This is a genomic window from Streptomyces sp. NPDC023541 (genome assembly GCF_055559995.1).
On record NZ_JBVHJO010000009.1, the window covers coordinates 302,114 to 318,830 of the forward strand.

Annotated in this window: 12 protein-coding genes; 8 read left to right on the forward strand and 4 right to left on the reverse strand. The window is 70.7% G+C overall.

The features are described 5' to 3' along the window. Positions 1–6: 6 nt before the first annotated feature. The 5 genes from ACZ3X1_RS23975 (at position 7) to ACZ3X1_RS23995 (ending at position 5,511) form a co-directional block, all read left to right on the forward strand. Entirely contained in the window at positions 7–1,341 is a 1,335-nt protein-coding gene (locus ACZ3X1_RS23975) for an MFS transporter (RefSeq protein WP_467280949.1), read from the forward strand. Positions 1,342–1,396: 55 nt separating this feature from the next. Next, positions 1,397–2,440 carry a FecCD family ABC transporter permease gene (locus tag ACZ3X1_RS23980; protein WP_467280950.1) on the forward strand — a complete coding sequence of 348 codons (1,044 nt, stop codon included), beginning with the start codon at positions 1,397–1,399 and terminating at the stop codon, positions 2,438–2,440. Positions 2,441–2,442: 2 nt separating this feature from the next. Beyond that, positions 2,443–3,531, forward strand: coding sequence for a FecCD family ABC transporter permease (locus ACZ3X1_RS23985; protein ID WP_390078375.1), 1,089 nt, complete (start codon positions 2,443–2,445; stop codon positions 3,529–3,531). A 1-nt stretch (position 3,532) separates the two neighbouring features. Beyond that, on the forward strand, positions 3,533–4,369 hold the full coding sequence (locus tag ACZ3X1_RS23990) for an ABC transporter ATP-binding protein (protein WP_467280899.1): 837 nt from the start codon (positions 3,533–3,535) through the stop codon (positions 4,367–4,369). A 77-nt stretch (positions 4,370–4,446) separates the two neighbouring features. Beyond that, positions 4,447–5,511: an ABC transporter substrate-binding protein gene (locus tag ACZ3X1_RS23995; RefSeq protein ID WP_467280900.1), complete on the forward strand. Its 1,065-nt coding sequence runs from the start codon at positions 4,447–4,449 to the stop codon at positions 5,509–5,511. Between the two features lie 78 nt (positions 5,512–5,589). Here the strand turns inward: ACZ3X1_RS23995 and ACZ3X1_RS24000 are convergent, their stop codons facing one another. Further along, positions 5,590–5,793 (reverse strand): MbtH family protein, encoded by a 204-nt coding sequence (locus ACZ3X1_RS24000; protein WP_362623592.1) that lies wholly within the window; start codon positions 5,791–5,793, stop codon positions 5,590–5,592. Between the two features lie 30 nt (positions 5,794–5,823). After that, the gene (locus ACZ3X1_RS24005) at positions 5,824–7,470 is read right to left on the reverse strand and encodes a (2,3-dihydroxybenzoyl)adenylate synthase (protein ID WP_467280901.1); all 1,647 of its coding nucleotides are present in this window, start codon (positions 7,468–7,470) and stop codon (positions 5,824–5,826) included. Positions 7,471–7,760: 290 nt separating this feature from the next. Here ACZ3X1_RS24005 and ACZ3X1_RS24010 point away from each other — a divergent pair, with 290 nt between their 5' ends. Both ACZ3X1_RS24010 and ACZ3X1_RS24015 read left to right on the forward strand, forming a co-directional pair. Then, positions 7,761–11,306, forward strand: a complete 3,546-nt coding sequence (locus ACZ3X1_RS24010) for a non-ribosomal peptide synthetase (protein ID WP_467280902.1) — start codon at positions 7,761–7,763, stop codon at positions 11,304–11,306. Next, positions 11,299–13,593: a salicylate synthase gene (locus ACZ3X1_RS24015; protein WP_467280903.1), complete on the forward strand. Its 2,295-nt coding sequence runs from the start codon at positions 11,299–11,301 to the stop codon at positions 13,591–13,593. Before ACZ3X1_RS24010 ends, ACZ3X1_RS24015 begins: the two co-directional genes overlap by 8 nt. A gap of 170 nt (positions 13,594–13,763) precedes the next feature. Here the strand turns inward: ACZ3X1_RS24015 and ddaH are convergent, their stop codons facing one another. Continuing rightward, positions 13,764–14,576: a dimethylargininase gene (gene ddaH / locus ACZ3X1_RS24020; RefSeq protein WP_362623582.1), complete on the reverse strand. Its 813-nt coding sequence runs from the start codon at positions 14,574–14,576 to the stop codon at positions 13,764–13,766. Positions 14,577–14,899: 323 nt separating this feature from the next. Between ddaH and ACZ3X1_RS24025 the strand changes: the two genes are divergently transcribed. Then, complete coding sequence (locus ACZ3X1_RS24025; protein WP_467280951.1) at positions 14,900–15,211, forward strand: chorismate mutase; 312 nt, start codon at positions 14,900–14,902, stop codon at positions 15,209–15,211. Between the two features lie 585 nt (positions 15,212–15,796). Here ACZ3X1_RS24025 and ACZ3X1_RS24030 read toward each other — a convergent pair. Beyond that, the gene (locus ACZ3X1_RS24030) at positions 15,797–16,423 is read right to left on the reverse strand and encodes a hypothetical protein (RefSeq protein WP_467280904.1); all 627 of its coding nucleotides are present in this window, start codon (positions 16,421–16,423) and stop codon (positions 15,797–15,799) included. Positions 16,424–16,717 lie beyond the last annotated feature (294 nt).

Below are 16,717 nucleotides of genomic sequence, written 5' to 3' on the forward strand. Positions count from 1 at the left end.
CTGGATGTGTCCCCGCTCAGGGCGGGAGGGCCTCTCGGCCTGGTCCTGGCAGCCCGGGTACTCGCACTTCTGTGCATCGGACTGACATCAGTCGGAGTGGTCGTACAAGTCTACGAACGGACACGTTCATCCACTCAGGTCGGCATGGTCAGTCTCGTGCTCGCCGCCGGCTTGCTGCTCGGCTTCATGGCCGGAGGGGTGCTGGCGGACCGCCGTGACCGCAAAGGCCTCATCCTGATCGGCAGTACCTGGGCCGTCATCACCTTCGCCGTGCTTGCGGCGAACGCCGCGGCGGACCGTCCCGCCCTGTGGGTGGTCTACCTCGCAGGGGCGCTGTTCGGCTTCACCGAGGGTGTCGCCGAGACCGCCATGACCGCCGTCCTGCCGTCCCTGGTCGCCGAGGAGCACATACCGGCGACCGGTGCCCTCGTGACCGTGACCACCACACTCGGTGCCATCGCCGGACCCATGCTCGGGGGTCTGCTGATCGCAGGCCCCGGCCTCGCGGTGACCTTCGGCGTCGCGGCCGCCGGTACGGCGGTCACGACGCTCCTCCTGACCCGCCTGGGGCCGATGCCGCCCGGCGCCGACGAGTCGGACGCTCTGGAATCAGCCTCCCGCGGCGGCGCCTCCGCCGAGGAGGCCGACGGGGGCGGCGCCCGGGTGGGGGCCCTCGCTTCCCTGCGCGAGGGCTTCCGGTTCGTGGGCGGCAACCGTGTCGTCTCGGCCGTCCTGGTCGTCGACCTGTGCGTCGCCGTCCTCGCCACGCCCAACGCACTCTTCCCGGAGATGGCGGAGAAGAGGTTCTCGGGCGGCCCGGAGCTCGTCGGTCTCCTCACCACGGCCCCCATGATCGGTGCCGCGCTCGCCTCGCTCACCTCCGGCTGGACCGGCCGTACCCGCTACCACTGGCGCGTGCTGTGCGCCGCCATTGCCACGTGGGGCGTGGCCTGCCTCGGTTTCGGCCTCAGTCCCTACCTCGGGCTCGGACTCGTCTTCCTCGCGATCGGCGGTGTGGCGGACACGATCTCCGAGATCATGCGCCGCACGCTCCTGATGACCCACACACCCGATGCGCTGCAAGGGCGCGTCAGCAGCCTCTGGCTCGCCCAGGCGATGACCGCACCTGCGCTCGGCGGTGTGCTCGCCGGCCTCGCCTCCTCGGCGGTGGGGCCGGCCGCCGCGGTGGCGGGAGGCGGTGCCGCGTGCGTGCTCGCGCTGGCCTTGGTTGCCGTCGTGTACCGCCAACTATGGCTTGAAACGGACCAGTCCGAGAAGGGCGGCAACGAGAATGACGAGCTCGGAGGCCGCGATAACAGAGATGCAACGGCCCCTGCGTAGTACTTGCTGGCTCATAGTTAGGTATGGCTATCCTTCTCCCGTGCTTCCCGCCTCGATGAGCCGGACCGCGGCGCCCGTATCACCCTCCAAGGCGGCCTCGCGTCGGGTCGCTCGACACTTCACAGCCCTGTCCCTGTGCCTGATCGTCCTGGCGCTGCTGTGCGTGGCTTCCATCGCACTCGGTACCAAGTCGATCGCCCCCGATCGGATCTTCGAGCTCCTCCTGAACCCCGACGGTTCGGAGGAGTCGGGGATCGTCCATCAGATGCGTGTGCCGAGAACGGAGTTCGGCCTGGTCGTGGGTGCCGCTCTGGGGATGAGCGGGGCCCTGATGCAGGGCCTGACACGCAATCCGCTGGCCGACCCCGGCCTGCTCGGGGTCAGCGCCGGCGCCTCACTGGGTGTCGTGGTCGGCACCGGAGTACTGGGCATCGGCGCCGTGTTCGGCTATGTGTGGTTCGCCTTCGGCGGCGGACTCCTCGCCATGGCGGTCGTCTACGCTCTGGGCGGTGCGGGCCGCGGCGGAGCAACACCCGCGAAGCTGGCCCTGGCCGGCGCCGCGGTCACTGCTCTGCTGCAGTCCCTGGTCAACGCAGTCCTGCTGTTCGACGCGGCGGCCCTCGGCGAGTTCCGGTTCTGGGCGGTCGGTTCGCTCACGGGCCAGCCCGCAGCCGCCCTGGCCGACGTGTTGCCCTTCCTCGGGGTCGGCCTCGTGCTGGCCGTCCTGACCGCGCCCGCCCTGAACAAGCTCGCCCTGGGCGACGGCGTCGCCACCTCGCTCGGACAGAACGTCGGCCTGATCCGCATCCGCGGCATCGCCGCCGTCACTCTGCTCGCGGGAGGCGCGGTGGCACTGTGCGGACCGATCGCCTTCATCGGCCTGGTCATCCCGCACATGGCCCGCAGGATCACGGGCCCCGACCACCGCTGGATCACCGTCTACTCGGCCCTGCTCGGGCCCGTTCTGCTCCTGGCCGCCGACCTGGTCGGGCGATTGATCGCCCGCCCGGACGAACTTCACGTAGGCATCGTCGTCACGGCCGTCGGTGCCCCCTTCTTCATCATGTCGGTCCGCCGCCGCCGACTGCAGGAGCTCTGAGCATGACCACAGTTCACGCCGACCGGCCCCAGAGGACCCGCCCGCGGTCCGCCGGCGGCCTGGTCCTCCGGGTGCCCCGGACGCGGGCTTCCTGGATCGTCCGTCCCCGTTGCGTACTCGTCACCGTCCTCCTCGCCGCCGCCGTCTTCGTCGCGTTCGTGGTCGAATTGGCCTTCGGCGAGCTGGACTTCCCACTGGTCGATGTCGCCCGGGCGCTGTTCGGCAGCGGCGACTCCGCGACGCAGATGGTGGTTCACAGCCTCCGGCTACCCAGGGCGCTCGTCGGCCTGATGTGCGGGGCGGCATTCGGGCTGGCCGGCGCGGTCTTCCAGACCCTGACCCGCAACCCGCTGGCAAGCCCGGACGTCATCGGTGTATCGGCCGGTGCGGGCACCGCGGCCACCGCCGGCCTGCTCTTCGGGGTGGGCTCCGGACTCGGGCTCCAGACCCTGGCTCTGCTCGGCGGCCTCGGAGCTTCGGCGCTCATCTACACCCTCGCGTGGAAGGGAGGGACCACCGGCTTCCGTATCGTCCTCGTCGGCATCGGCATCGCCGCCCTCTGTACCAGCGCCACCAGCTACCTGCTCCTGAAGGCCGGCGTCTACCAGGCCCAGCAGGCCCTGATGTGGCTCACCGGAAGCCTCAACGCCCGCGACTGGAGCCACGTCGGACCGCTGGCGGTCTCCCTCGCGGTCCTGCTGCCCTGCGTCGCTCTCCTCGGCCCCTGGCTGAGCGGGCTCCAGCTCGGTGACGAGACCGCACAGGTCCTCGGGATGCCGGTGCAGACCGCCCGCATCGCCCTGCTCGTCGTGGGAGCCGCTCTCGTCTCGTTCGCGAGTGCCGCCGCCGGACCGATCGCTTTCGTCTCCCTCATCGCCCCACAGATCGCGCTGCGCCTGGTGAACACGCCGGGGCCGGCCCTGCTTCCCTCGGCGCTCGTCGGGTCCTTCGTCGTCCTCGTCGGCGATGTGGCGGGCCGCCAGCTGCTCGCAGATACCGAACTCCCCGTGGGCGTCGTGACCGGTGTCCTCGGCGCCCCCTGCCTGCTCTGGCTGCTCAGCAGGTCCAACCGCACCGGATCGGGAGGCTGAAGTGGATCAACGACCACAGGGACTGGTGGCAGAGGGCCTGACCCTCGGGTACGACGGCCGACTCATCGTGGACTCCCTCGATGTGGCGGTGCCCGCCGGGCGCGTGACTGCCGTCATCGGGGCGAACGCGTGCGGCAAGTCGACCCTGTTGAAGGGACTGGCCCGCCTCCTTGCTCCCCAGCGGGGAGCCGTCCATCTCGACGGTGAACTCATTCACTCGCTGCGGGGCAAGGAACTGGCTCGCAGGCTGGGCATGTTGCCGCAGTCGCCGGTCGCCCCCGAGGGAATCACCGTCCTCGATCTCGTCAAGCGCGGACGCAGCCCCCACCAGTCCTGGTGGCGGCAGTGGTCGCCCGAGGACGAGCAGGCCGTCTACGATGCGCTGGAGGCGACCGGACTCACCGATCAGGCCGACCGGAGCGTCGACCAGCTCTCCGGCGGCCAGCGCCAACGCGCTTGGATCGCCATGGCATTGGCCCAGGGCACCCCGACACTGCTCCTCGACGAGCCCACCAACCACCTCGACCTGGCACACCAGATCGAGGTGCTGGACCTGGTCGTCGACCTCAACAGGGACCAGGGCCGGACCGTCGTCCTCGTCCTGCACGACCTCAACCACGCCTGCCGGTACGCCGATCACGTCATCGCGATGAAGGGCGGCCGGATCGTCGCCGAGGGCACCCCGGCCGAAGTGATCACGCGGGAGCTCGTCGCCGACGTGTTCGGGCTGAGCTGCACCGTCATCACCGATCCCGCGGGCGGCGGCCCGCACATCATCCCCTTCGGCCGGCACCACTCTCTCGGCCGCGAAGCGAAACCCGCGGCCGCGACCCACTGACGGCCGCCGGCCTTTCCTCCCCCACGCACCACCCTCCTGCACAACCCAGCGGCGCCGTGCCGCCCGGAAGGATTCCGATGTCCATCTTCAGCAACTCCGCGGCTTCCCCTGCCCAGGAGCTCCGTTCCGACCGCAGGCGCTTCCTCGCCTTCACCGGCATCGTCGCCGCCGCACCGCTCCTGGCGGCTTGTGGTGGCTCCGAGGACAAGAAGGGCACCGACAGCGTCGCCTCGGGCAAGCCCGCTGCGAGCGGCCCGTGGAGCTTCACCGATGACCGCGGGAAGAAGATCGAGCTTCCCAAGCGGCCCGAGCGGATCGTCGCCCAGTCCCACCCGGCAGCGGCCCTGTGGGACTTCGGCATCAAGCCGGTCGGCATCTTCGGCCCGCAGAAGACCGAGGACGGCAAGCCCAGCCCGCAGGTCGGCAATGTGGACCTGTCCAAGACCACTTCGGTCGGCACCGTCTTCGGCGAGTTCCAGATGGAGAAGCTGATCTCCCTCAAGCCGGACCTCGTCGTCACCATCGCCTACGGCCCGATGGTCTGGTACATCCCCGAGGACATCATCAAGAAGGTCGAGGAGGTCGCCCCGATCGCTGTCATCCAGCTGATGGGCGTGGCCGTCCCCGATGCCGTCAAGCGGTTCGGCGAGCTGGCCGCAGCCCTTGGCGCGGACCCGCAGAGCGCCGAGGTCAAGAAGGCGAAGGCGGACTTCGAGGCGGCTGCCGAGGGCGTGAAGAAGGCCGCCGAGGCGAAGAAGGGCCTGTCGGTGGCAGTGGTCTCGGGCACCAAGGAGACCTTCTTCGTCGCGGACCCCGAGTTCCACGGCGACGTGAAGTTCTTCCAGCAGCTCGGTCTGGACATCGTCAAGCCGGAGAAGGCCGAGGCGGGCTTCGAGTCCCTCAGCTGGGAGCAGGCCGGCCGCTACAAGGCCGACCTGCTGCTGGAGGACGCCCGCCCCGAAGGCGGTCTGACCAACCAGCAGATGACGGAGGCCTACCCGACGTGGAAGGCCGCCGCGGCCGTCCAGGCCGGTCAGGTCATCGACTGGCAGACCGAGACGCCGTTCACCTACCAGCGCTTCGTCAAGGTTCTCAACGACCTTGCCACGGCCGTCTCCAACGCCCGCGTAGACGTCGTCTGATCCCGTCCCGGTACGGGAAGGCCCCCCATCCCTTGCAAGGTGGGGGGCCTTCCCGTACTCCGTTGTGCCGGGCGCGGGTCAGGAAGCCTCGGTGAGGCTCTTGGGTCGCAGGTCGGTCCAGGAAGCCTCGATGTAGGCCGCGGCGTCGGAACGCCCTCCGGGGCCGAACACCTGCTGCCAGCCGTCCGGAACAGTCTGGAAGGACGGCCACAGCGAGTGCTGGCCCTCGTCGTTGACCAGCACCAGGAACGTGCCGTTCTCGTCGTCGAAGGGGTTGGTCATGAGGCGTTGCCTTTCCTGTTCGAGTGATTCTCAGGCCCGGCCGGAGGGGCCGAGCCCTGCCCGGAGCGATCGCTTGTCGATCTTTCCGATGGCGGTGAGGGGGAGGTCGGTGGCGCTCTCGACGCGATCGGGCAGCTTGAACGAAGCAACCCCCCGCTCCAGCATGAAAGCGCGCAGTTCCTGCAGCGTCGGCGCGGTTTCGCCGCCGGAGACGACCACGACGCAGATCCGCTCGCCTTCCCCGTCCGGGTCGGGAACACCGACAGCGGCGCATCGGTGGACCTTCGGGTGGGCGGTCACGTGCGCCTCCACCTCTTCGGCGGAGACGCTCTCGCCGTTGCGGTCGATGGTGTCCTTGACCCGTCCCTCCACGACCAGGTGCCCCGAGGGGAGCCGGCGGACGAGATCGCCCGAGCAGTAGAAGCCGTCAGGGGTGAAGGCGGTGGTGTTGACCTCCGGCGCCCGGTAGTAGCCGCGCAGCGTGTACGGGCCGCGCACCAGCAGTTCGCCGGCCTCGCCGGCAGCCACCTCCCGACCGTCCGCGTCCACGATCCGCAGCTCGTCGTCCTCGCTGAGCGGGCGGCCCTGGGAGACGGCCACGATGTCGGCGCCATCGCCGGACCGGGTGTAGTTGAGGAGTCCTTCCGCCATGCCGAACACCTGCTGCACGGCGCAACCGAGGTCGTCGGGGATGGACCGGGCGAGGTCGGCGGAGAGCTTCGAGCCTCCGGCCTGGAGGACGCGCAGGCTGGAGATGTCCGCCGGATCCCATTCGGCCGCGTCGATCCACAGGGGGATCAGCGGCGGCACCAGCGCGGTGTGGGTGACGCGCTCGGCCTCGATCAGCGGGAAGGCGTCACCCGGGGCGGGAGAGGGGCACAGGACGACGGTGCCGCCGACGGAGAGGGTGCCGAGCATGCCGGGGCAGGCCAGAGGGAAGTTGTGGGCGACCGGCAGGCAGGCCAGGTACACCGTGTCCGCATTCAGCTCACAGGCCGCCGCGCTGGCACGGGCGTTGTAGCCGTAGTCGTTGTGCGTGCGGGGGATGAGCTTGGGGACGCCCGTCGTGCCTCCGGACACCAATAGCAGCGCGATGTCCGCGGGATCGGGATCGGCGAATGTCCGCGGCTCGCCGTCCACTTTCGCGAGCGCGGTGTACGGGCCCGGGTCGCCTGCCACCAGTACGTGCTGCAGGTCGGGTGCCTGCGCCTGCACCGCGGCCGCGAGCTCCCGGTAGTCGAAGGCGCCGTATTCGTCGGCGATGACGTACGCGACCGCGCCGGACAGCCTGGCCAAGTGGCCGATCTCGGTGATCCGGTGCGCGGGAAGGGTCAGGGCGGGTATCGCGCCCAGTCGGGCCAGCGCGAAGAACAGCACCGGGAACGCACCGTTGTTGGGAAGCTGTACGAGGACCCGGTCCCCTGTCCGGATGCCGAGATCGGCGAGCCCGGCCGCCATCCGGTCCGCCCGCGCATCGAGTTCCCGGTAGGTCAGCCGCTCGATACCGGCCACGATGGCCGTGCGGTCCCCGTACTGACGGGCCCAATCCCGCAAACAGGTGCCGAGGGTGCGTCCGTCCCAGTGACCTGCGGCCACGTATCGGGCCGCGGTTTCCTCCGGCCACGGGGTGAGCCCCGACGGCTGGGGCGCAGGGGGTGTAGCGGCGTTCTGGGTCACGATCGCTCGACTCTCGTAGGTCGGCGGGCGCACCTCGTTCGGTTCCGCTCGTGAGGAGCGTGGACGTCGGTGCAGCTCGCAGCATCCACAAACAGGTGTGGTTAGGTTAACCTAACTCCCGTCGTTGCACACCTCTTGTCGCGAAGGGTGCCCTCAGTGGTCATGTCTGATGACTTGCAAGCCATTTGACGATCGAACAGGTGCTTCCCCTCTGCCCTCCGGCCCGTCCTCCAGGGCGTGCGCCGTAAGCCCGCGACCCCACCACACGACGCGTAAGGAAGAAGCGCTTCATGCTGTCGATCGACGACCTCCGCGGTGTGGTCACCAAACTGCTCGGCTCCGGCGCCGAGCCCCCGAGTGACCAGGTCAACCTCATCGAACTCGGTCTGGACTCCCTCAAGCTCATGAGGATCGCGGACCGCTTCCGGCGCGCGGGAGTTGACGTGGGCTTCGCCGACCTGGCGAAGCGGCCCACTCTGGCCGACTGGGGCACCCTGCTCCCCGTCGAGGCCTCTCGGCAGGTGGAGGCGGGCGCGGACGCGACGTCCGGTGACGCCGCGACCTCGGGTGAACCGGCGGCGGCGCAACTGCCCCCACCGGGACCGGACTCCGAGCCCGACGGCGAAACCTTCCCGCTCGCCCTCATGCAGCACGCTTACTGGATCGGACGGGGTTCGCAGAACCTCGGCGCCGTCGCGGCCCATCTCTACACCGAGTTCGAAGGCAAGGGCATCGACCCGGACCGGCTGGGTGCGGCCGTGGCAGCGCTCGCCGAGCGCCACCCCATGCTGCGCGCACGGATCCTCGACGACGGAAACCAGCTCATAGGGCCGTGGACCCGCGGAACGAGCCTGCCGGTACTCGACCTCCGAGAGGCCGACGAGGCGGACGCCGAGGCGCAGGCGTCCCAGCTCCGGGAGCAGCTGTCGCACCAGCTTCTCGACGTCGCCGCCGGTCAGGTCTTCGACGTGCGCGTCACCCTCCTCCCGGGCGGCCGGAGCCGGGTCCACGTGGATGTCGACATGCTGGCGGCGGACGCCCGCAGCTTCCGTGTGCTGCTCGCCGACCTGGTCCGCCTCTACGAGCACCCGGAGCAGCCCCTGGCCGAGCTCGGTTACAGCTACTCCCGCTACCTCGCCGAGCGCCGCACCCAGCCGCCCCGTGAGCAGGACGTCGCCTGGTGGCGCGAGCGCCTGGGTGAACTGCCCGGCGCCCCCGACCTCCCGGCCCGCCCCGAGGCCGAGCGCGGACCTGCCAACCGGGTGGCCCGCCTGCACCACTGGCTCGCCCCGGAGCAGCGGGGCCGCCTGACCGAGCAGGCCCGCAAGCACGCCGTCACCCCCGCCGTCGCCGTCGCCACCGCCTTCGCGGAGGTCCTCGGCGCATGGAGCGGAGAGCCGCGCTTCCTGCTGAACGTACCGATGTTCGACCGCCGTCCCCTCCACCGGGACGTCGACAGCCTCGTCGGCGACTTCACCAGCTCGTTGCTCCTCGACGTGGACCTCACCGAGACGCTGAGCTTCGCCGATCGGGCGCGCGACGCCCAGCGGCGGATGCACTCCGCCGCGGCCCACGCCTCGTACTCGGGCGTGGAGGTGCTCCGGGACCTCTCCCGCGACCAGGGCACCCAGGTCCTCGCCCCGGTCGTCTTCACCAGCGCCCTCGACCTCGGCGAGCTCTTCGGCGCCGACGTCGAACGCGTCCTCGGCGAGCCCGTGTGGATCGTCTCGCAGGGCCCCCAGGTGCTCCTGGACGCCCAGATCACCGAACTGCACGACGGTCTGCTCGTGAACTGGGACGTACGCTCCGACGGCTTCCCGGACGGCACGGCCGAGGCCATGTTCGCCGCCTTCACCGACCTCGTCGGCAGGGTCTGCGACGGCACCGCCTGGGACGTCCCCGTCGGCTCGCTCGCCACCCCCGCCCAGGTCGCCGTACGCGCGCAAGCGAACGGCACCGATGGCCCGGTGCCGCTTCAGCCACTGCACCGGGCCTTTTTCGCGCGGGCCGCCGAGAGCCCCGGAGCTGCGGCCGTGGTGGCCGACGGATTCGCTCTCGACTACGGCAGCCTCGCGGATCGGGCGCTGCGCGTGGCCGGCGCGCTGCGCGAGCGCGGAGTGAAGCCGGGCGAAGCCGTCGGCATCAGCCTGCCCAAGGGCCCGGAGCAGATCGTCGCCGTCCTCGGGGTGCACGCGGCCGGCGCCCACTACGTACCCATCGGCATCGAACAGCCCGCTGCACGTGCGGAGTCCATCCGTACCCGCGCCGGGGTGACCACGGTGCTCGGCGCCACTGCCGGCCCCGGCGTCCTGCGGGTGAGCGAAGCCATCACCGCCGAACCCCTGGCCGAACCCGTGTACGCGTCACCGGGCGACGTCGCCTACGTCCTGTTCACGTCGGGCTCCACCGGTGAGCCCAAGGGGGTGGAGGTGTCCCACCGGGCCGCCGCGAACACCGTCGACGACCTCGTCGACCGGCTCGGCCTGGGCCCCGACGACCGCACCCTCGCGCTGTCCGCCCTGGACTTCGACCTCTCCGTCTTCGACATCTTCGCCCCGCTGTCCTGCGGCGGCGCTGTCGTGGCGATCGACGAGACCACCCGCAAGGACGCCGCGGCCTGGACCGGCCTGGTCCGGCGGCACGCGGTCACCATCCTCAACTGCGTGCCCGGCCTGCTCGACATGCTGCTCACCGCGGGGGAGCAGGACGACCTCGGGACCACCCTGCGAGCCGTCCTGCTCGGCGGTGACTGGGTGGGCGTCGACCTCCCGGTCCGGCTGCACGCTCAGATCCCCGGTTGCCGGTTCCTGGGCCTGGGCGGCACGACCGAGACGGCCATCCACTCCACGATCCAGGAGTCGGTGAACGGTGAGGTACCGGCGCGCTGGACGAGCGTCCCCTACGGCACCCCGCTGCGCAACGTGCGCTGCCGCGTCGTCGACCCGCAGGGCCGCGACTGCCCCGACTGGGTCTCCGGCGAGCTGTGGATCGGCGGCGCGGGCGTGGCCGACGGATACCGCGGCGACCCCGAGCGTACGGCCGACCGCTTCCTGGAGCTGGACGGACTTCGCTGGTACCGCACCGGCGACCGTGCCCGCTACTGGCCGGACGGCACCCTGGAATTCCTCGGCCGGGCCGACGACCAGGTGAAGATCCGTGGCTTCCGTATCGAACTCGGGGAGGTGGAGGCCGCGCTCGCCGAGCACCCGGCGGTGCGCCAGGCCACCGCACTCGTGCTCCGCACCGGACCGACGCCCAAGCTGTGCGCCGTCGTGGCCACGGGCACCCAGGAAGCCGACGCGGCGGACATCCGTGCCCGGGCGGCCGAACGCCTTCCCGTGCACATGCTCCCCGACACCATCGCCGTACTGGCCGAGATGCCGCTGACGGCCAACGGCAAGACCGACCGCCGCGCACTGCGCGACCTGCTGGCCGCACGTACCGTGAACGAGGGCGCGCCGACGGGCACGCAGTCCTCGCTGGAATCAGTGATCGCCCGCGTCTGGTCCCGGGTACTCGGCATCGCTACCGTCGGGCGCGACGACGACTTCTTCGCCCTCGGCGGCGACTCCATCCTCGCCACGCGCATCACGGCACGGCTCCGCGAGGCCCTCGACACCGATGACGTGTCGGTCCACGACATCCTATCCGCCCTCACCGTGGCCGATCTCGCCCGGACGCTCACGACCCGTGAGGAGGACGAGGGCCGGATGGAGGCCGTGGCGGAGGTCTTCCTGGAGATCGACGGACTGTCGGACGAGGAGATCGAGGCACGGCTGGCCGGCGGGGGCGACGACGGTCGTGGCGCCGCGCCGACGGGGCCGGACCATGGCTGACCGGCCTTCAGGGCCGGGAGCGCCCGACAGCGACAGCTGGTTCCGCCGGTACGCCCCGCGGCCGGACGCCGCGGCGCGCATCGTGTGCTTCGGCCCCGCCGGCGGTGCCCCGGCCTTCTACCGGGACTGGGGCCGGGCGGTGCCCGACGACGTCGAGGTCGTCTCGCTCGTGCTGCCGGGGCGGGAGCGCCGTGCGGCGGAGCGGCCGGTGACAGCCATGTCGGATCTGGCCGACGCGGTCGTGCAGGCCGTGGTGACCTGTATGGACAGGCCCACCGTGTTCTTCGGCCACAGCATGGGCGCCTCCGTCGCCTTCGAAGTCACCCGTCGTCTGGAGAAGAGCCGCGGGCCCCGCCCCGTCGGACTGGTCCTGTCGGGCAGGCCCAGTCCGAGACGGCTCCTCGAAAACCCCTCGCCGGTCGCCGAGTACGACGATGCCGCGATCATCGAGTACCTGCGAGGCCTGGGGGGAACACCGCACGAACTCCTCGACGACCCCGACGTCCGGGAGCTCATCCTGCCGCCCTGCCGCGCGGACTTCCAGGTGATAGGCCGATACGTACCCGACCTTGCCCACCCGCGCATCACCACACCGGTCCGCGTGCTGCTGGGCGAATCCGACCCGGCCACCCCGATCCGGGACGCGGAGCGCTGGGCAGAGGTGGCGGCCGCCATCACCGGTACGCACGTCCTTCCCGGCGGGCACTTCTACCTGCTCGACCACCTGGACCTGGTGGTCGACCACGTCCTGAGCGCGCTACGAGGTGAGGCGGCATCCCTGAACGGGACGTCCGCAGCACCGCATTCCACCGAACCCCGCGGGATCCCCCGCCTCACCGGACCCACCCGATCCGGGAAAGAGAGAGAAGCCGTGACCCTGGCCCCTGCCTACCATGAGCGCCAGATACGCCTTGGCGGCGACGTGCTGAGCACCGCGGCCGCACTGTCCGAGACCTCGGCGGACTCGTACGTCCTCTTCGAGAATCGTGGAGCCGTCGGCTGGGCGGAGGGGGAGCACGCAACCCTCATCGTCCACGAGGACCGTACGGTCCTCACCGTGAACGACCTCGCCGGCGGCGCCGTCCCCGCCGTGTTCACCGCCGAGCGGGGTGTGCTGCAGGCCCTCGACCAGGCACTGGCCGCCGTGCCGGTCCGGGAGTGGCGCGCGTACGGATGGGCCACCTTCGAACTCAGCTATCCCCTGCACGGCCTCCCCGCCGCCGAGGGTGACGCTCCGCTCGTCCACCTCGCCATCCCCGCGCGAGAAGTGCGGCTCGAGGAGGGCAGCGCTCTGCTGCGCGCCATCGACGAGACCGAGCTCGACGACCTCGAAAGGCGCGTCCGCTCCGCCGAAGCGCTCAGCGGCGCGTTCGGCAGCACCCGGCGCGTCACCGCCGATGTGGACGGCCACGACGCGGACGCCTACAAGGCGGCGGTCGCCGGCGCGGTGGACGAGATCCGTGCCGGCAAGCTCGCCAAGGCCATCCTGTCGCGCGTCGTCCCCGTCACCTCGCCCGTCGACTTCCCCAGCACCTTCGTGGAAGGACGGCGCGGCAACGACCCGGCCCGCTCCTTCCTCCTGCGCCTCGGCGGTTGGGAGACGGTCGGCTTCAGCCCCGAGATCGTCGTCGGCGTCACGGGCGACGACGGTTACGTCGTGGCCCAGCCCCTGGCCGGCACCCGTGCCCTGGAAGGCGACCGCGAGGGCGACAGCAGCCGCCGAGCCGAGCTCTACCGCGACGAGAAGGAGGTCTTCGAGCACGCGGCTTCGGTTCGCCTTGTCGTGGAGGAACTCCTTCAGGTGTGCACCGAGGAGTCGGTGAAGGTGGACGACTTCATGTCCATCAAGGAGCGCGGCAGCGTGCAGCACCTCGCGTCGCGGCTTTCGGGCACTCTGGCCCCGGGGCGCGGTGCCTGGGAGGCCGTCGCGGCGCTCTTCCCCGCGGTGACCGCCTCCGGCATCCCCAAGGCCGAGGGCTGTGACTTGATCCGGCGCGCCGAGGGAGGCCCCCGAGGTCTCTACAGCGGGGCCGTGCTCACCGTCGACGCGGACGGCACGATCGACGCGGCGCTCGTGCTGCGCAGCATCTACCGCCACGAGGGGCGCACCTGGCTGCGCTCCGGCGCCGGTATCGTGGCCAACTCCACCCCCGAAAGGGAGCTGGAGGAGACCCGCGAGAAGATGCGCAGCGTCTCCCGCTTCCTCGTCCCCGCCGCGCATGCCACGGTCGGCGGCGAGACCCCGGATTCCGCCTTGGCCGAGCAGTCCGCAGCGTTGGCCCGCTAGAGCCGGACAGGGCGGATGTACAGGTCGGGGCGCCGCTTTGCAGGCGGCGCCCCGACGTACCGTTCCCTCCGGTGCTCGCGCGAGCGCGGTCTGCGGGCGGGGCAGTACTCCGGACATGCGGCAGTCGTACGGGGTCGTCTCCCGTACGGCTGAACGGGCCCGCGGAGGTGTCAGGAACCCGAACGGAGCTCCAGCGTGCAGCACTTCACGCTGCCACCCGCCTTCAGGAGCTCGGAGAGGTCCACTCCGACCGGCGCGAAGCCCCGGGTGCGAAGCTGGGCGGCCAGGTCGGTGGCTCCTTGCGGGAGCACCACGTTCAGGCCGTCCGAAGCGGCATTGAGGCCGAAGACACGGGCGTCCGCATCGGTGGCGATGACGGCTTCGGGGAACAACCGGCGCAGGACGGCCTGGCTGCCGGGCGAGAAGGCCGGCGGGTAGTAGGCGATGGTCTCGTCGTCCAAGACGGCCAACGCCGTGTCCAAGTGGTAGTAGTCGGGGTCCACCAGGGTCAGGCTGATGACCGGCCGACCGAAGAACTCCTGCGCCTCGGCATGCGAGCGGGGGTCGCTGCGGAAGCCGGTGCCGGCCAGGAGGAGGTCGCCCACCAGCAGATAGTCCCCCTCGCCCTCGTTGACCACTTCGGCGGTTCGAGGGTCGGTGAAGCCGTGGGTGTGCAGCCAGTCGCGGTAGGCGGGGGCCTCTGCGACGCGTTCGGCGTCCCGGAACTTCGCCACGAGGGCGCGGCCGTCGATGACGGTGGCGCCGTTGGCGGCGAAGACCATGTCGGGCAGTCCGTCCACCGGATCGATCAGTTCGACCGTGTGCCCCAGGTCCTCGTACACCTGGCGCAACTGCTCCCATTGCGTCACGGCCAGAGCCGTGTCCACGGGCTTGGCGGGGTCCATCCAGGGATTGATGGAGTAGACCACGTCGAAATAGGTGGGCCGGCACATGAGGTAGTGCCGGTTCCTTGCAGTGCGCATGCTGAGCGTCCCTGAGGTCGTGGGCCGTCCGGATTTCGGTGCCCGTCGGGGGGTGTGGGGGTTGGGGTGTCCCCGCACCGTTGTGAGGGTGGCAGGAGTGCCGTGAAGCGCCTCTGAGGTGGGGCCGTACGGGGGCCCTGGCAGTGGCACCAGGCCAATCCTGGAGAAGTAAAGCAAGCCTTACCTAATATGCGCAATGGCGGGTTACCATCTAGGAGTTGAAGAACTCCAACGCGACGGTTCTGCCGGTCGGCGCCGAACAGAGACCCTGTCGACCGGATGTTGCGCAGTTCCGCACGAGCCCCCCACGGAAGGCAGTTGGGATGCCCACGCCCCTCGATGCATCCACCGAGCAGGCGCACCGCAGTGTGACGGAGCTCGACGAAGCCATCATCGAACTGGTCCGGAGGCGGACCGCGGCACATGCCGAGATGGTCGCCCTACGGCGAGCGGCAGGCGGCCCCGTGACCGAACTCGCCCGGGAGAACGAAGTACTCCGCCGCTACGGCGAAGTCTTCGGCGCCAAGGGAACGACTCTGGCCCTGCTCCTGATGGACCTCGGCCGCCGAACGAGACCGCCGGCGCCACGGATCCCGGCCCAACAGCGCAACGAAGCCGACTTCGCTCGGAACTGACCGGCCGAAGAGGAGCAGGTCGGCATCCACAGGGAGTCCAGTCGCGGCCCGGTCGGCCGACCACCGCCCGTGCGGCGCAATGGCCGCCTCCGCCTGGGAGCCGTTGGTGGTGGGCTCTGCCGTGTCGGGGCCAGGCCGTTCCGCAACCCTCGGCCGGGGCCCCCTTTTGACGGCCCCGGTGGCGTGCTGATGTGCTCGCCCGATCGTGGCACCGACCGCGACGACCCGGTCCAGGTCGCCTTCGGCGTCGGCCTGGGCGAGCAGGGCCGTGAAGGCCCTCGCCCAGGTACCGTCGGCGGCCCGGAACCGCAGCCGGTTGTGGACGCCCTTCCACGACCCGAACTGCTCACACACATCCATCCGCGGCGTGCCGATGGGGTACTTGAAGGCGATCGTGTCGATCACCTGGCGGTGCTCCCGGCACGCCCGCCCCCCCCCGCCCGGGCACTCGGTCCGGCAGCAACGGCTCGATGCGGGACCACTCGGCGTCCGGCCCGGCCGAGACGTGCTCTGCGGCCGCCCCGTCGGCTTCGCGAGGGCGATCGCGGTGGCGTGCCGGGGGGCCTGCGCAAAGCGGTCGCCGTCTCAATCGGGCTGCGGTGCAACCGGCGAGGTGCTCGGGGTTCCGCGCTGGACCAGACGGAACACCCGTTCGGTGGGCCGCTTTTGACCGGGGCGGCGGGGTCGATACGTGGCCGGGACGAATACCTTGGAGATCCGAGGCCGTGCCCTGCGCGCCGCTTCGAGGAGCGCGGCCAGGGTCGGGGAGTCCTTCGTCAGGCGCCGAAAGCGCCTCTGAGCGAAACCGGATACCGCGAGGGCCTCCACCCAGGTCGCGCCGCGGCTGAGGGCCACCGTGGCGACCCGGATCATTGCGGGTGTGGGTGTGCCGCCCGGCTCCAGCCCGTGTTGGGAGGCCAACGCGGCAGCCGATCGCAAAGCGGAGGCGAAGGCCGGATCCGCCGCCAGCCAGTTCTGCAGGACGCGGTTGGGGATCCCTGCCCACACAGCTGCGGCCTCCGGGCCGAGGCCGTGCGCCGTGGCCTGTAGGACCTCAGCCATGCGTGCGAGGGTCTCATGGCGTGCGCTCGGCACATCGCCCAGCGCGTCCTCCAGCGCCCGCTCCATCTCGTCGCGCGCGTTCAGCCATGCCACCACCCGGTCAGCCCGGTCCAGGTCGGGCTGAGTGTCTGGTTTCCCTTGGTCGTGCACTTTCCTTCCCCCGCTCGGTCGCTTCGTTCGCCTGATATCGATCATTGCTCGTGGTGGGGGAGTTGGCCCGGAGGGCAGCGCACCGCATGTCGACCGTCCGTGCGTCACCAACACCGACCCTAGCGAAGAGATCACGAACGGTAGCCGCGTTTCAGGAACAGTGCGGTGGCGCTCCCCACCAGTCCTTGACCAGGTGAGGCACCCGCCGAGGCGTCTCGGCGGGGCCACCGCCGAGGCGGACCGTCAAACAATGCTGCAACACGCGTGACTGACGCCCAAGCGGAGCCTGGGCCG

Coding starts and splice junctions, on each gene's coding strand:
- ACZ3X1_RS23985 (WP_390078375.1), top strand. CDS start 2,443: ATGACCACAGTTCACGCCGACCGGCCCCAGAGGACCCGCCCGCGGTCC.
- ACZ3X1_RS23980 (WP_467280950.1), top strand. CDS start 1,397: ATGAGCCGGACCGCGGCGCCCGTATCACCCTCCAAGGCGGCCTCGCGT.
- ddaH (WP_362623582.1), bottom strand. CDS start 14,576: ATGCGCACTGCAAGGAACCGGCACTACCTCATGTGCCGGCCCACCTAT.
- ACZ3X1_RS23995 (WP_467280900.1), top strand. CDS start 4,447: ATGTCCATCTTCAGCAACTCCGCGGCTTCCCCTGCCCAGGAGCTCCGT.
- ACZ3X1_RS24000 (WP_362623592.1), bottom strand. CDS start 5,793: ATGACCAACCCCTTCGACGACGAGAACGGCACGTTCCTGGTGCTGGTC.
- ACZ3X1_RS24025 (WP_467280951.1), top strand. CDS start 14,900: ATGCCCACGCCCCTCGATGCATCCACCGAGCAGGCGCACCGCAGTGTG.
- ACZ3X1_RS24015 (WP_467280903.1), top strand. CDS start 11,299: ATGGCTGACCGGCCTTCAGGGCCGGGAGCGCCCGACAGCGACAGCTGG.
- ACZ3X1_RS24010 (WP_467280902.1), top strand. CDS start 7,761: ATGCTGTCGATCGACGACCTCCGCGGTGTGGTCACCAAACTGCTCGGC.